General features: G+C 39.8%; 17 protein-coding genes and 1 riboswitch. Of the genes, 4 read left to right on the top strand and 13 right to left on the bottom strand.

Features of this window, described 5'->3' with window-relative positions; genetic code table 11:
• Window positions 1–46 precede the first annotated feature (46 nt).
• The 8 genes from AAC853_RS07250 to rppH all read right to left on the bottom strand — a co-directional run bounded on the left by AAC853_RS07250 (window position 47) and on the right by rppH (window position 8312).
• Window positions 47–1648: a TauD/TfdA family dioxygenase gene (locus AAC853_RS07250; RefSeq protein ID WP_340614176.1), complete on the bottom strand. Its 1602-nt coding sequence runs from the start codon at window positions 1646–1648 to the stop codon at window positions 47–49.
• A 188-nt stretch (window positions 1649–1836) separates the two neighbouring features.
• A complete protein-coding gene (locus tag AAC853_RS07245) occupies window positions 1837–2478 on the bottom strand; it encodes a LysE family translocator (RefSeq protein ID WP_338884374.1) in 642 nt (213 codons plus the stop codon).
• Between the two features lie 6 nt (window positions 2479–2484).
• Entirely contained in the window at window positions 2485–3357 is an 873-nt protein-coding gene (locus AAC853_RS07240; protein ID WP_338884371.1) for an alanyl-tRNA editing protein, read from the bottom strand.
• A 169-nt stretch (window positions 3358–3526) separates the two neighbouring features.
• Window positions 3527–4321 carry a thymidylate synthase gene (thyA, locus tag AAC853_RS07235; protein WP_338884369.1) on the bottom strand — a complete coding sequence of 265 codons (795 nt, stop codon included), beginning with the start codon at window positions 4319–4321 and terminating at the stop codon, window positions 3527–3529.
• Window positions 4318–5208: a prolipoprotein diacylglyceryl transferase gene (gene lgt / locus AAC853_RS07230; RefSeq protein ID WP_340614088.1), complete on the bottom strand. Its 891-nt coding sequence runs from the start codon at window positions 5206–5208 to the stop codon at window positions 4318–4320. Before lgt ends, thyA begins: the two co-directional genes overlap by 4 nt.
• Window positions 5209–5277: 69 nt before the next feature.
• Entirely contained in the window at window positions 5278–5463 is a 186-nt protein-coding gene (locus AAC853_RS17810; protein ID WP_422824195.1) for a type II toxin-antitoxin system TacA family antitoxin, read from the bottom strand.
• 62 nt (window positions 5464–5525) lie between these two features.
• Window positions 5526–7772, bottom strand: coding sequence for a phosphoenolpyruvate--protein phosphotransferase (ptsP, locus tag AAC853_RS07220; RefSeq protein ID WP_340614087.1), 2247 nt, complete (start codon window positions 7770–7772; stop codon window positions 5526–5528).
• 9 nt (window positions 7773–7781) lie between these two features.
• The gene (gene rppH / locus AAC853_RS07215; protein ID WP_189761004.1) at window positions 7782–8312 is read right to left on the bottom strand and encodes an RNA pyrophosphohydrolase; all 531 of its coding nucleotides are present in this window, start codon (window positions 8310–8312) and stop codon (window positions 7782–7784) included.
• 116 nt (window positions 8313–8428) lie between these two features.
• Window positions 8429–8533: riboswitch (TPP riboswitch) on the top strand.
• A gap of 225 nt (window positions 8534–8758) precedes the next feature.
• Here rppH and thiB point away from each other — a divergent pair.
• Genes thiB through thiQ form a run of 3 tightly spaced genes read left to right on the top strand, consistent with a single transcriptional unit; the run spans window position 8759 to window position 12013 of the window.
• The gene (thiB, locus tag AAC853_RS07210) at window positions 8759–9745 is read left to right on the top strand and encodes a thiamine ABC transporter substrate binding subunit (RefSeq protein WP_422824194.1); all 987 of its coding nucleotides are present in this window, start codon (window positions 8759–8761) and stop codon (window positions 9743–9745) included.
• Entirely contained in the window at window positions 9721–11325 is a 1605-nt protein-coding gene (gene thiP / locus AAC853_RS07205) for a thiamine/thiamine pyrophosphate ABC transporter permease ThiP (RefSeq protein WP_340614085.1), read from the top strand. The genes thiB and thiP overlap by 25 nt, the downstream gene beginning before the upstream one ends.
• Complete coding sequence (gene thiQ, locus AAC853_RS07200) at window positions 11318–12013, top strand: thiamine ABC transporter ATP-binding protein ThiQ (RefSeq protein WP_340614084.1); 696 nt, start codon at window positions 11318–11320, stop codon at window positions 12011–12013. Before thiP ends, thiQ begins: the two co-directional genes overlap by 8 nt.
• 191 nt (window positions 12014–12204) lie before the next feature.
• Here thiQ and AAC853_RS07195 read toward each other — a convergent pair whose 3' ends face one another.
• Window positions 12205–12642 carry a hypothetical protein gene (locus tag AAC853_RS07195; RefSeq protein ID WP_340614083.1) on the bottom strand — a complete coding sequence of 146 codons (438 nt, stop codon included), beginning with the start codon at window positions 12640–12642 and terminating at the stop codon, window positions 12205–12207.
• Between the two features lie 301 nt (window positions 12643–12943).
• Complete coding sequence (locus tag AAC853_RS07190) at window positions 12944–13420, bottom strand: hypothetical protein (RefSeq protein WP_340614082.1); 477 nt, start codon at window positions 13418–13420, stop codon at window positions 12944–12946.
• 248 nt (window positions 13421–13668) lie between these two features.
• Between AAC853_RS07190 and AAC853_RS07185 the strand changes: the two genes are divergently transcribed.
• Window positions 13669–13866 carry a DUF7706 family protein gene (locus tag AAC853_RS07185; protein ID WP_340614081.1) on the top strand — a complete coding sequence of 66 codons (198 nt, stop codon included), beginning with the start codon at window positions 13669–13671 and terminating at the stop codon, window positions 13864–13866.
• Between the two features lie 46 nt (window positions 13867–13912).
• On the opposite strand, the gene AAC853_RS07180 is transcribed toward AAC853_RS07185, so the two are convergent.
• The 3 genes from AAC853_RS07180 to AAC853_RS07170 form a co-directional block, all read right to left on the bottom strand.
• On the bottom strand, window positions 13913–14263 hold the full coding sequence (locus tag AAC853_RS07180; protein ID WP_340614080.1) for a hypothetical protein: 351 nt from the start codon (window positions 14261–14263) through the stop codon (window positions 13913–13915).
• A gap of 130 nt (window positions 14264–14393) precedes the next feature.
• Entirely contained in the window at window positions 14394–15383 is a 990-nt protein-coding gene (locus AAC853_RS07175) for a YfdX family protein (protein WP_340614175.1), read from the bottom strand.
• Between the two features lie 19 nt (window positions 15384–15402).
• Entirely contained in the window at window positions 15403–15804 is a 402-nt protein-coding gene (locus AAC853_RS07170; RefSeq protein ID WP_340614079.1) for a POTRA domain-containing protein, read from the bottom strand.
• Window positions 15805–15995: the final 191 nt, after the last annotated feature.

The following is a 15995-nucleotide window of genomic DNA, read 5'->3' as shown; positions in this document are numbered from 1 at the left end:
ATTAAAATATTATTTTACAAATAGAAATTTATTATCAGAGAAGAACTTAAATAAAAAAACGTGTATTAATAATTCTGGATTCTTCAAGTACATCAGGAATTGCCTGTTTAATATTAGTTAATACGCAGGTACGCAATAACCATCTATCACAGCCATCATAACGCGGTATAAATTCAGAACGGCCATGCACGCATCGATTATTATCAATGATAAGTAAGTCTCCTGCTTCAAGAGCAACCCAATATTTATGTTTGTTAGCAATCTTTTTGAGTTTATCGAGAACGAATTCTGCCTCAGCATTAATTCCTTGCATTAAATCTAAATCGTAGATCATATAAGGGTCATTAGGATTTCCATAAAGAATTGAAGTTGTCGGGCCATTACCTTTTACACCATTAGGACTACCATAAGAGTAATCTATTCCGGTTATAAAAAGTGGCTCAAACAATATTCGAATTTCCCTAAAAGATAAGTCACGGAGCATCATCTTGGCGCTTGCTATAAAGGTCCTGGCACTTTTTTCATGATCTTGACGTAAACAATAAAGCAGAACGTAATCACACATTAATGGATGAAAAGCAATTTCCGTATGAAAATCAAGTTCATTTTTTGAACTTTCTGATGATAATAGAAACTCTTTTTTTACATCAGGAACCAGATTTTGGAATATATTACCATTTTTTTCCTGTGAATACCCAACAGCATAACCAAGAAATTCTGAAATCATGGCTAACCACAATTCACCATAAAAATTACTTCTATCGGGATAATGCAATGCATGTAATGGAGTGGGTGGCAAAACATCATCAAAGTTTAAACCCCTTAATAATAATACACCATAATCATTACCATAATTTTTAAAATTATATAAACTTTCTATGATTTCTTGGTTAAGGAAAATTATACGTTTAAAGCTTTCAGAAAGAAATTTATCTAAGTTGTTATAAGGGCTATGTAACTCATCACCATAGAATCCTTTTCTAAATAATTCATGATTATCTATATAAATAATATGGTCACCTCTAATTTCAGATAAATTACGAGTAGCATCTGGTTCTCTATATTCAATAATACTATTCGAAAAACTTATCCTCGATTGAAAATAAAACTCTTTTTGATCGTCATCGATAATGTCAAAAATCATTTTCTTTAAAAAAATCTCATTTTCACATCTTGCAAAATAGAAAGAAGAGTAAGTATCCAACAACCCCAAGCAATAGAACTTTTTGTTATTTATCTCTTTTTTCACTCCAATGACAAAATCGTTATAACTTATAAAATCTTGCCATCCATCATAATCAATAAAATGCCTGAAATAATTACCATGCAAATGAAATTCATCCCCTTCATAAATTATTTTCATTTCTCCATCGAGTTGACTTAAATAATTATGTTTTTTATGTTTAAACTCTATGACCTTGGTAACAACACCTTTATTAAAAGTATTATTTTCAGCATGATAGTATATATCTGACAAAGAAAATATAATGGATAATCTGGGTTGATTTTCTAAATTAGATTGCGAAACATCATAAGTTGTAAGCAAGATATCAACATTACTTAAACTATTTTCTTTTGATATATAATCATGCATGTTATAGACATCAAAATTATAATATTTAAAAAAAAACCACATTAAAAAATGCATTTTTTGCAATATTATTTACACCTAATTTATTATAAAAAGAATCATCATAAACAACACAAAGTCTTCTATCTTTCATTACCTAACCTCATATATTTAAAATAATAATGGCATCAATTCATCTTACATTGATGCACCTATGACGCTATAGATAAATTCGGACAAAATAACACTCTACGGTAATAAATCAATTACATAAAAATGGCACCGACTAACATAATAAACCCAAACAACAGCAAAAAAATATTAGTTACAGACTCTATAATAACCTGGGAATTTCCTTTCAAAAATACATTCTGAATATAAGAAAGTGCATGGACAAATATTACCCACCATAAGATCCCAATGACAATATCAATCATCCCAAGTATGATAACCTGCCTAAGAGGAGGTAGTGCCGGATTAATAAATTGAGGTAGAATACTGATAAAAAATATGGCTACTTTAGGGTTAAATACATTAGCCAATAACCCGATTAAAAAAGGATTTCTTTTCTGCCGAATGATTTCTTGTGAATCAGTCATCGACTGTTGTTGTTTTTTATTGCGATAAATTTCTCTTAATCCCGAACTTCCGAGATAAACAAGATAAACGGCACCGATTATTTGTAATATATTGAATGCCGTTTTCGATGTTGCCAGAATAACTGTAGCGCCTAATGATCCTAACACAAGATGAAAAAATAGCCCCGACTGTACACCAAATGCAGTGATCATTCCTTCTCTCTTCCCCTTAAATACCCCTTTACTGATAACAGCCCAATCAGGTCCAGGGGTCAAATAAGAGAGTAATGCCAATAGAATAAATATGGATAACAATTCAAAGCTGATCATATTTTATTATCTCAATTTACAGTGTGTCGTAATCACAATATATTCATCATTTTCTTCTGGCTTTATCTCTACCTTAACATCTTGTATTTCTTCTGTGTTTTTTATATGAGTTCCACCACATGGAATAACAACCGGACGATTTTCTACCGTACTTTTCCATAAGCGAAAATCTTCAATATTTTTTGATGTATATTCAACCTGTATTTCACTCCCTGTTGAAAGCCAATTTTTTAGGATTAAATTCATTTCTTCATTGATACTCACAATATTTGCCAAAAATGATGCTTTATCAAACCCCTTTTTCTTTAACGACTTACCAAACCGATATGTATCTACGGATTTTAATTCAGAAATTGATGACTTAAATATTGCTGCTTTATCTAAATTGTAGTTACCCAGACTATCCGTATCATAATCTTTATTCCAATATTTATTAGCCACCTTATTTAAGGCTAAAGACATAAAATGAGTCATGCTATGTGCTGCACTAATTTTATATCTGGCTTCAGCATCAACCGATAATTTAACTTTTTCACCTACCATAGATTGACATTCTAGGCCGTTTAGCGACTCTAAATAGTGTGCTGGAATAAGTTTATCTTCTGAATTTAATTTATCAGGGATATCATGACCAATACAAATCTTACCGTCAATGATAACCGCGGTATAAGTCTTTACAATATTTAATGTATGGTTATTAAAGGCGATAACCCCGATATCACTCTTTTGGTCACCCCACTTATAATTTTGAGGATAAAAAGGGCTATTATTTGTAATAACGATATATCCATCATCATATTTAAATACGTCTATGACAATTGCATTCAAACTTAATTGCCCAGTCATAAAGGATGATTCAATTACTTCATTATTTAACATATCAATTTCGCCTATTGTTGATGTTATAAACAATCAATCTACTAATTGATCAAAAAATGTCAAGGTTTCTATGATATGAATTCGCAGTTCGAAATATGATTAATCGAATGAATAATTGATGTTGGTAAATAAGTTTTCCATCCCCAGACTTGAGGATGGAAAAAGAGGATTAAATGGCAACGGGGGCTTTAATACCGGGATGCGGATCGTAATCTACAATTTCAAAGTCTTCGAATTGATAATCAAACAATGAGTCTGGCTTGCGCTTAATAACTAATTTGGGTAACGCACGTGGCTCACGGCTTAATTGCAGTTTGGTCTGTTCCAAATGGTTGCTGTAAAGGTGAGTATCTCCCCCCGTCCAAACAAAATCACCGACTTCAAGATCACATTGTTGAGCCATCATATGTACCAATAAAGCATAGCTGGCGATGTTGAATGGCAACCCTAAGAACACGTCACAAGAGCGCTGGTAAAGTTGGCAGGAAAGTTTACCGTCCGCCACGTAGAACTGGAAAAAAGCATGGCATGGCGCCAACGCCATTTTATCCAACTCCCCAACGTTCCATGCAGAAACGATGATCCGACGTGAATCAGGATCACTTTTCAACTGCTCAATAACCTGGGTTAATTGATCGATTTGACGACCATCCGCAGAACCCCAGGCTCGCCATTGTTTACCATAAACAGGCCCCAAATCACCATTTTCGTCAGCCCATTCATCCCAAATAGACACACCGTTATCATGCAGGTATTTAATATTGGTGTCGCCATTCAAGAACCATAGCAACTCATGGATAATAGAACGAATATGGCAACGCTTGGTTGTTACCAACGGAAAACCGTCTTGCAAATTGAAACGCATCTGATGACCAAAGATAGACAGGGTTCCCGTCCCCGTGCGGTCGTCTTTTGCCGTGCCCTCTTCCAGTACTTTTTTCATTAAATCCAGATACTGTTTCATTTTGCCTCTTGTACCTTGTTATTACGAGTTTTATTGCCAGGGCATTTATACGCCCATATCATCAAAAGTATTCCCGCGAAAATCATGGGGACAGAAAGGATTTGCCCCATACTTATCCCTTCAAACAGCCCAAGCTGTGCATCAGGCTGGCGGAAAAATTCGACTATTATGCGAAATGCACCGTAACCAATCAGGAATAAACCTGAAACACTCCCCATCGGGCGCGGTTTACGGATAAATAAATTGAGGATGATAAATAATACGATGCCTTCCAGCACCATTTCATAAAGCTGTGATGGATGGCGGGGCAAAACACCATATTTTTCCAGAATTGGCCATAGCGAAGGGTTGGTGGTAGCTATTGCGATATCTTCACTGCGAGAACCTGGGAATAACATCGCCCATGGTGTATCAAGCGTAACACGCCCCCACAATTCTCCATTGATAAAGTTACCGATACGCCCCATTCCCAAGCCAAAGGGAACTAATGGCGCAATGAAATCGGCGACTTGCAAGAAGTGACGCTTGGTGCGGCGCGCAAACCACCACATGGCGCAGATAACGCCTATCAATCCACCGTGGAAAGACATTCCACCATCCCAAACTTTAAACAGATAAAGCGGGTTATCAAGGAACATTGGGAGATTATAAAACAGGACATAACCGAGGCGCCCACCGACGAAAACCCCGACAAACCCTGCATACAATAGGTTCTCAACTTCGGTTTTGTTCCAGCCACTGTTTGGCTTTGCCGCACGGCGATTTGCCAGCCACATGGCAAAAACAAAGCCAACCAGATACATAAAACCGTACCAGTGGAGGGATACAGGCCCGATTGAAAATATGACTGGGTCAATATTAGGAAATGCCAGATAGCTAGTGCTCATCGTTCCCCACTAAAAATATGTTGTGTGAATGAATGATCTTGTGCGAATAAATTATATGACTTGAACGGGTTAAGACAAATAATCGCAGATAATAACACAGGCAAGTGATTTGCTCCCACCATTAGACCAAAAGTGATTGTCGTGGCACTTCTTATGAACCTTGGTAGAGACTACAAACCCGGTTAAGTTGATGTGTTGCAAGGCGGCCGCACGCATCAACAACAATTTGTCGTCTGAAGAAATTCGTAAAGACATACGATCATTAGTTTCTACTGGAATCTTAGGCATAATTAAGTCCCTTTTTTTGTATAACTTCTCTAAATCCCTCCTCGAATCAAGCCCCCCAAACCTCGTGATTCCATAAATTCGGCTGACAATGCTTTTACTTCATGGCTGGTTTCAACTTGCAATGCCAACTCAATAAAACGCTCAAGTTCTTTGGCATCCAAATGGCGCAATAAATACTTAATACGCGGAATACTGTGACCACTCATGCTCAGGCTACGGTAACCTAAGCCAAGCAATATGAGTGCCCCCATTGGTAAGCCTGCCATTTCTCCGCATATGCTAATCGGGAGATTAAGACGCTGACATTCATCAAAGGCGAGTTTCAAGGCCCTAATCACCGCAGGATGCAAATTATCATATAGCGAAGCAACGTGTGTATTATTGCGATCCACCGCAAGTAAATACTGGGTTAAATCATTCGTGCCAATGGAAACAAAATCAATCCGTTGCTTTAATTGGGGCAGCAAAAAAAGGGTAGAAGGAACTTCAAGCATAATACCAATCTGAGGCATTGTGATTGTCTCAGCTAACGTCAGCTCTACTTCAATTTTCGCTCTCTCAATCAGTTTTCGGGCTTCATCAATCTCTTCAATACTGGTTACCATCGGCAAGAGTATTTTTAAATTGCCCGTCTGTGCATTGGCTTTTAGCATCGCACGAAGCTGAATCAGGAATATTTCCGGTTGATCCAGCGTGATACGAATTCCCCGCCACCCCAGACAAGGGTTTTCTTCATTGATGGGCATATAGGGAAGTTGTTTATCAGCGCCAATATCCAGTGTTCTCAATACCACTGGCTTATCAGGAAAAAGTTCCAGTATCTCTTGATAGCGATTTTTCTGCTCATCTTCTGATGGAAAACCACTATGCAACATAAAAGGAATTTCTGTGCGATACAGCCCGATGCCATCAATATTGTCTTCTATCTGCCGTTCATGTTTCAAACTCAAGCCCGCGTTGAGCTGCACCAGAACCCGTTCTCCACTTTTTAACCGCGCTTGCTTCTGCTGTTCATATTCAGCCAGCTTGCTGAGAACCTGTTCCTCCTCGATGATTTGTTGGTATTCCTGGGTAATCAGAGGCTCTGGCTCAATAAAAATTTCTCCACGATAACCATCCAGGATGAGTGTCCGATTGTGTAATAACTCAGGCTGGATATCCGCCCCCATGATCGCGGGAATTCCCATCGCACGAACCAATATTGCAGAATGAGAATGAGTCGCGCCATCTCGTACAATCACACCAACCAATTGATCTTGTGGCAACTCAGCCAACAAATTGGCACTAAGCTCATCAGCAACCAGTATAAAGCGCTCCGGCCACTGCCTGCTCTCAGTGGAAGAACCAATCAGATGAAACAGCACCCGCTGACCGAGCGCGCGCAGATCAGACGCCCTCTCGCGCATATAAAGATCTTGCAAGCGGGCAAATTGTTCAGCATATTTTTCAATCACCGTTTTAATTGCCCATTCCGCCACAAAACCGTTATCAACGGCACAAAACAGATCCCGCTTGAGTTGAGGATCATTTAATAGATGGGAATAGAGATCAAAAATAGCGGCGCTTTCTTTCTGTGAACTGGCAGTAAAGCGTTTGCTGATACGACGACATTCAGCGGTTGTTTCTTCAAGAGCCAAAGTTAGCCTGGAACGTTCAGCCTGACAATCCAGCGTCAATGCTTCAGTCACTTGTTCCAACAGAGGTTGGGAGCGATCTTGCCATCCCTGCGCCATCACAATGCCGTTAGAAATGGCAAGCGCCTTAATACGAGTTTGTCGATATCGACCGAATAACCCTTTGGTTTGCGCCTGAGCGAGAACGGCAGCAAGCTGCATCGCCAGTGTCACCATGAAAGATTCTTCACTTTCATTAAATAACCGTCGTTCATATTGCTGGACAACGAGTATTCCCTGCAATTGGCGACGATAAATAATCGGTACACCTAAAAAAGCCCGCAAACTTTCTTCTCTTACTTGGGGAATATATTTAAAACTGGGATGTTCACGGACATCAGCGAGATTAATTAATTCGGACAGACGCCCAACTTGCCCCACAACGCCTTCATCAAAGGAGAGACTAATTGCTTGCCCCCTGGGTTTTCTCAACCCTTTGGTTGCCATAAGGTAATAACATTGCCGCTGATGATCCACCAAATAAATAGAACAAACATCCGTGTTCATTGCCAGGCACGTTTCATTAACCAATAACTCAAGCGCTTCAGATAAATTAACGGCCATTGCAACCTTTTCGACAATTTCCCGTAAGCGCATGAGCATGGCAATGACCTAACTTTTTCTACGACGATGTAAATAAGGTGAATGGAATAATGAAGCTGGCTCCTGCGTTGACATTACAATAGAAGAGAATTCTTTCATCACGCGTCGATAGACATCTCGTTTAAAAGAAACAACCTGCCGGACAGGATACCAATAACTCACCCAACGCCAACCATCAAACTCTGGAGTCTTACTGCGCTGCACATTAATATCCGCTTCATTACACAATAACTGCAATAAAAACCAACGTTGCTTTTGCCCAATACAAACAGGCTTTGTATCCCAACGCACCAAACGCTTGGGTAATTTGTAACGCAACCAACTCCGGGTTGAGGCAAGAACCCGTACATCTTTGCGACTTAAACCAACTTCTTCGAACAACTCGCGATACATCGCTTGCTCTGGTGATTCCCCTGGATTGATACCCCCTTGAGGAAACTGCCAGGAATGCTGCCCATAACGGCGGGCCCATAGAACCTGCCCTTGGCGATTACAAATTACAATTCCTACATTCGGGCGGTAGCCATCATCATCGATCACCAGACTACCTCTCGATATAACAAATTTAAAAAGATAGCTAATTGTTTCACACTCATCTCAAGCGGTAAACCTCTATGATCAGACTTTGCAGACGTAGCCGAAGTCTCTACAATACCGCTATCTCAACGGGGTGCAGCTGTCGCAAAACAGTGCTGCTGAGAACAAACCCGTCGAACCTGAACCGGTTAGTACCGTCGTAGGGATTTGAGACGCTACTCATTGATATAATAGATGTCATTTTCATTTAGCACCTTCTCAGATCCTTTGCTATCTGCTAATAAAAAACATTAACTAATTGATATATATACCAATAAAACGCCCAGTTGCAGCTTACAAATCAAAGACGCATCTTGAAAGGCGATTGGTATACAACTATCAATAATTTTAATTATTGATATATGTAACTACAGGAGAGCAAAGTGTTTACGAAACTATTTTCCCGCTTTATGGCTATCAGCCTGCTGTCTGTTTCTGCCTGTGTTTTTGCTCAGACAGACCAGGCAAAAGCTACCCTGACAATTTATACTTATGATTCATTTGCCTCTGAATGGGGACCAGGACCTGCTATCAAAAAAGCCTTTGAGGCAGAATGTGACTGTGAACTGAAACTGGTTGCGCTGGAAGATGGCGTCTCCTTACTGAACCGTTTGAGAATGGAAGGCAAAAAAACACCCGCAGATATTGTATTAGGGTTAGATAACAACCTGATTCAGGCCGCTCAGCAAACCGGATTATTCACACCAAGTCACGTCGATACCTCAAAACTAAAATTACCCATTGCATGGCACAACACGACGTTTATTCCTTACGATTACGGTTATTTTGCCTTTATTTACAACAAAAATACCCTGCCTCATCCCCCCAAAAGTATGGACGAATTAATCAATAGCCACCAGAATTGGAAGATTATTTACCAAGATCCACGTACCAGCACACCAGGTTTAGGGTTACTGCTCTGGATACAGGAACTCTATGACGACAACGCCGCTCAGGAGTGGCAAAAAGTGGCCCAAAAGACACTCACCGTCACTAAAGGCTGGAGTGAAGCCTATGGCCTGTTTCTGAAAGGTGAAGGTGATATGGTGCTGAGCTATACCACATCACCTGGCTATCACATTATGTCAGAGAAAAAAGATAACTACGCCGCCGCTATCTTCAAGGAAGGACACTACTTGCAAATTGAAGTGGCTGCTCAGTTGGCCTCAAGCAAACAACCAGAACTGGCACAGAAGTTTATGAATTTCATGCTCTCTCCGGCATTTCAACAAGTCATTCCAACAACCCAATGGATGTATCCTGTCATTGATATCCCTTTACCCGACGTTTTCAAACAACTTCCTGTTCCTGAGAAATCCCTGCTATTCAACGCAGATGATGTGGCAAAACACCGTACAAAATGGATACGTACATGGCAAAGCGCAGTCAGCCGTTAATCGCGGGTTGGTTATTGCCGGGGGTCATTGCCTCCGGCCTGTTAATTATAGTTGCCCTGTCAGCATTTGGGACGCTGTGGTTCAATGCACCTGAAAGCCATTGGCAAGCATTCTTGCATGACAGTTATCTCTGGCATGTCATTCGATTCACCTTCTGGCAGGCATTTCTCTCTGCCGTTTTATCGGTAATCCCCGCTATTTTTCTGGCTCGGGCACTTTATCGTCGCTCCTTTCCCGGAAAAACACTCTTTCTGCGCTTATGCGCCATGACATTGATTCTTCCTGTTTTGGTTGCTCTATTTGGTATTCTCACTGTTTATGGTCAGACCGGCTGGCTGGCGAATATTTCCCAATGGATAGGTGTTGAATATCGTTTTAGACCATATGGACTACAAGGGATTTTGCTGGCACATATTTTCTTTAATATGCCAATGGCAACACGGTTATTGCTGCAATCTCTGGAGAGTATTGCTATTGAACAGCGCCAGCTTGCCGCCCAGCTCGGTATGAATGAATGGCAACATTTTCGTTTTATTGAGTGGCCTTATTTGCGCCGCCAAATTTTACCGACGGGTGCGCTGATTTTCATGCTGTGCTTTGCCAGCTTCGCAACGGTTCTTGCCCTCGGCGGTGGCCCAGCCGCAACGACCATTGAACTTGCCATTTATCAGGCGCTTAGTTACGACTACGATCTTGGTCATGCCGCCCTGCTTGCCTTGATACAACTTTTTTGTTGCCTCGGTTTGGTGCTCCTTAGCCAAAAATTGAAAGGCGCACTTGCTATTGGTTATGGACATCAACAACAATGGCGTAATCCACAGGATTCATGGCTACAAAGATTATCTGATGGTTTACTGATTAGCATCGCATTACTGCTGTTACTTCCCCCTTTATTAGCAGTCATCGTGGATGGCCTGAACCGTGATATTTTTGCTGTCTTAAGCCAGCCCGCTTTATGGCAAGCCCTTAAGACATCCATCATTATTGCAGTAGGTGCAGGATTGCTGTGTGTTATTTTCACCATGATGTTGCTATGGAGCAGCCGCGAATTACGCTTACGCCATTCCCCGCGTTGGGGACAGGCAATGGAAACCAGCGGGTTGTTGATCCTTGCTATGCCGGGGATCGTCCTCGCCACGGGCTTTTTTCTCTTGCTGAACACAACCATAGGTATACCTCAATCACCTTACGGATTGGTTATCTTGACCAACGCATTGATGGCGATCCCCTACGCGCTAAAAGTATTGGAAAACCCAATGCGCGATCTGGCAGAGCGTTACAATCCCCTATGCCGCTCCCTCAATATTCAGGGAATGCACCGCCTGTATTGGATCGAGCTTAAGGCATTAAAAATTCCATTGGCACAAGCATTGGCTTTCGCCTGTGTATTATCCATTGGCGATTTTGGTGTGATTGCCTTATTCGGCAATGAAGATTTCCGTACTTTGCCTTATTACCTTTCCCAACAAATTGGGGCATATCGCAGTCAGGATGGTGCCGTGACCTCATTTCTGTTGCTCCTACTGTGTTTTGTTTTATTCACTGTGATTGAACGCTTACCGAGCCGACACCATGATTAAACTTGAAAATGTCATTTATACTTATGAACACCTTGCCATGCATTTTAATGTGAGCGTCAAAGCCGGAGAACGTATTGCAATCCTCGGCCCTAGTGGGGCAGGTAAAAGCACCTTGTTAAGTTTGATGGCGGGTTTCCAGTTTCCAGCACAAGGTAATATTTGGCTGGATGGTGAAAATCATACGCATACCTCACCTTCCAAGCGGCCGGTTTCGATGCTGTTTCAGGAAAATAACCTGTTTTCCCATTTAACCATCGCACAAAATATTGCTTTGGGATTACATCCTGGCTTGCGGTTAAATGCTGAACAAAAGAAAACGCTGCAACAAATTGCTTCCCAGGTGTCATTAGAAGCGTGTTTATCACGCCTGCCCGCTCAACTTTCTGGCGGACAACGCCAGCGGGCAGCGTTGGCACGTTGTTTAGTCCGCCATCAACCGATTTTATTACTGGATGAACCCTTTTCGGCACTTGATCCAGCTTTACGCAATGAAATGCTGGAATTACTGGATCAAATATGCAGTGAACAACAAATCACTTTACTTATGGTATCCCATAATCTTGATGATGCCGCCAAAATCGCCCCACGCTCTTTGCTGATTGTGGATGGAAAAATTTATTACGATGGCGCAACGGCGAAGTTGGTGAGTGGGGAAGCTGCTGAGGCGGTGGTTTTGGGAATAGGTTGATGTTGGGGGGTGAACTACCCTCTTCGAAAAATGATGAATTCGGCTTATGGTGAAAGAAAAGATCCCAGCACAGTGGCTGGGATCTTCTTTTAGTCAGTTTTCGTATTATCCTATTGATTAATAGTATAATATTATTTATTTAATGAATGCAGAAAGATCATGATAACCTGCCCACATTATTATAATAATGACTAATCAGTTAATTCAAAATACCATTCAATGAAGGAGTTAAAATCTTTCCATTGAGGTTTGAATTTTCCTTCGTAAAAATCGAGCATTTCTTGCCCTAACCCTATTTCTAGTACCTCTCCCGTTTTTCTGTTATAGAAAAATCCATATTCACCTTCGAAACTATCTAAAGGAATATATTCTTCTGGAAAACGAAGACCTTCATGCGTAAATTTTATATCCAACTCATAATTAGAATTAATTATAAACCAGCAGATTTGGTAAATTTCACGGTGTCTACTGTGAAATGTTGGATTACCCTCAGCATGTAGGTAAAACTGAGCAAAATCAGATTCTAAATCGACATTTAACCCAATTAAAGCATTCAGATATTCTGGATGGATAGAATCATCCCACCACCCTTTATCGTTAAGATATTTTTTAACTTTATCAGATAGCATAATTTATATCCTATTTGTGTTTTTTCTCTTTAGCTCAGTTTCTACTGAAACTGGCGGAAGAGCAAAAAAGCCGTATTGCTCTTCGCCAATAAATTACCCCGTTGTTATACCGAAGGCAGAAAGTCTGGCGTTAATGTGGGAACACCATGGAAGCGACTGTTTTGGTGGCCAGGAAAATGGCTATTTCGCAGGTGGTTGAAATTAGATAACACGCGTAATTGATTGATTATTTGGTTAGTTAAAGAAGAGCAAGTCGTTAAAGGAGGATCCCAGCCTATGGACTATAAGCTGGGATATTCTATTATCTTTCTACACGGATTATTGATTCATACTTACCAAATTCTGGGAATTTATCATAATTCCCAGTTACATCAGTAAAACTTTCTCTTTCTTGAAGAGAATGTTGTCCGATCTTTTTCTCTTGAATTGTTATATTGCCACTTTCTTTAAATACATACATTGTTGCATTAGATACTGTTTCACTATCATTTAAAAATTCTTGATGAACGGCCATTGATAAAAAAAGCTTATCGTCATTTAGCAATCTAAAATTGTACAAAAGATACTCTCTCAAACAGGAATCTAAAAAACTAATACTTACCCAACCTTTATTCTTCATGACATTGATAAAGCACGATGGCGTAGTTTTAGACCCTAGAAGGGCTGTATACGATTCACCTTTAATATGTAGGTTAAAAGCGACATCTTTATTATAGAGTTCAATAGGTTCTTTATATCCTACAGACCATGATTTACAGTAAAAAATATCATCACTCATTTATATATTTTTCCATTAAGTATCACGAATTATTACATTAGAATTCTTAGCTTCATTAAGCACTACTTAAGGAACTGGATTTCTTTGAGGGGGAACTTCCAAAATGTTCTTACTTTTTAATAACTCTCCACTTAATGATCGATTGCCCTGCAACACGTATACCAGCGGCAACAGGCTCAACTGCGGGAAATTAAGCAGCAGATGCGGGCGTTGATAACCGGTTTTGTGGGTTAAGGGGAGAGCATGAGATGACGATAGTGATTGAACATTTGCAGGACATTCAGTTAACCCACATTGAAACGCTGGCCTTAGCCAAACTGGTTAAACGGCTGAATTGTAAGGAGATATGCACCTGTGACGTGAATGACGAGAAGGCGTATCAGATTAAGGATGCGATCGCTAAGCTCCAATCCGCTCTGGCTTACCGTGGGTATGCGCCACGGTAGATCTCAGAAGGCCGGAAGATCTCGAAGATCTTTCAGCCTTACTTTTTTAATTAAAAATACCTTTATTCTCAGCTTTTTCTATAAATAAGTCTTGTAAACTTCCTTGTATTTCTTCGTCTTCATAAGTTAACGTAAAATCACCATCTATATTGGGTGGAAAGTGGGAACCATCAATGGTTCCAAATATAGTTGATGATGTGTCAGATATTACTACCTTGAGGAAGTCGAAAATAGCTGTTTTGTCTTGTTCATCTAATTTTGATAATGCTTTTCTGGCTTTAGCATACACATCATCATTATTATCCATTGGAGCGGTTAAACTATTCTGATAACGGGGTAAGTTGTCATCAAATAATTCACTAAAAATAGATTCTATTATTTTCTCATCATTTTTCATATAGTTACCTTTTAAATTCATTTAAATCCAACTTCTGGATACATATTTTTATTCATATTAATAAGCTCTTTAAGCTTACTATTTGGAATTTCTGGGTAAACTCTTCTTAGCTCTTTTATATCTCTGGCAATCACACTCTTGCATTAGTAAACTCTTTACCTGTTGCTGGATTTATTCGACTTCTAGATACAATTCCTAATCCATTTTTAGAAACTGTGTGTCCAACTTTAGGAACTAGTATTGATGGTCCCGTTTTAGGATCATAATTCTTCACTAGATCTTTCATTATTGCTTTTTGACCAACATGATGGGAATCAAGTGCTAAATTTTTGCCTTTAACTGAATCCCTTAAGTTCCCATAACTGTCAATATCCCATTTCTTAGGATCTGAACATCCAGTCAGTCCTAATGGGTTATTAGAGTTTACCCGGTAGTAACCAGCACCGTCTGGTTTATTTAAGCTGTTTACTGCCTTAGTACTGCTATTCGTGCTAGAGGTCGCTCCATTTTTTTGGAGCACAGCTAGTTCATTCCTAGTTTGCTGAATCAACTTGTTAGCAGTCTCAAGATCACCGTGCTTTAATGCAGTATTAGCTGATTTTATCATCTTACCAGCAGCAGGACCGGCTCCTGGAAGAAGACCAGCAGTTGCGGCCAGGTAATCGATAGCTGTTTCTGCTTCTTTAAAACTCTTAATAACGCCAAAAACCGGAAGAAAATCTGCGCCGAAACTCAGTGTATTTGCAACCATTTTACATACATTAGGAGACTGCGCACAGAGTCTTTTCCGACTCTCTTCATGGGCTTTTATCGTACCTGGTACTTCTTTCTCCATCATTGATAAAGCATGGGCTAAGTGGTTATATACAATCGTAATTTCCCCAGAATTAGCTCCACTATTAGCACCTTTCGCATTATTTGTAGCAAACGCACCAGCAATACCACCAATGATTTTACCACCAGCTTGAATTTTAGCTGAATCACTAAATGTTTCCTGTAAAACTGTAGCGGCAAGAGAAGCTGCTAAGGCTCCAGCCGCAGCACCTTCCGCATTAATTTGATTACCGGCATTGGCAAGCAATGCTGTAGCGAAATTATCTTTAAAGCTGCCACCGTTAATTGCGGTATTTAGACTGGAACTAATAACCTTTTTCTATATAGGCATTTGATACTTTACGAACTAATTCATTAATTTTACCGGCAGTCAGGCAACGGGATAGATAAGGTTTGGATAATGCCTGTTGCGCTGATGCTGAGAGATTTTCTGCGTCTTCAAACTGAATATGGTGAACGGGGTGGCAGAGCGATCCGTCATTGTCAGATGACGGTGCTTTAAGTGGTGATAATGTCACGCTATTACGGATGTCATCACGTTGCTGTTGCGCCTGTTGTAATAAGTCTTTCTGTTGTTGGGTGATGACATCTTGATCAACAGGGCTGATCAATGATGATGCTATTGATTTTCCTGAAATGACTAATAGGGTAAGTATTAGTAACCTGAAAAAATTGGCAGAAATCCTGCCCATAGAGCAAAGTGGCATGATAATTACATGTGTAAACTAATAATAAATTTTATTATATATACAAATGTAAATTAAATTCAATATTTTTATATTTTTGTATTTAATGTCACTATTTTAAACAAAATTTATGGGAATTAACTTGAATTGAGTAAATATTTATACAGATCATGTATAGAGAAATTACATTATTATTTATACCAATCTGACTT

Origin of the sequence: Xenorhabdus thailandensis, from assembly GCF_037996785.1 — a bacterium.
Taxonomy (GTDB): Bacteria; Pseudomonadota; Gammaproteobacteria; order Enterobacterales; family Enterobacteriaceae; genus Xenorhabdus; species Xenorhabdus griffiniae.
This window is presented reverse-complemented; position numbering and strand designations above follow the sequence as displayed.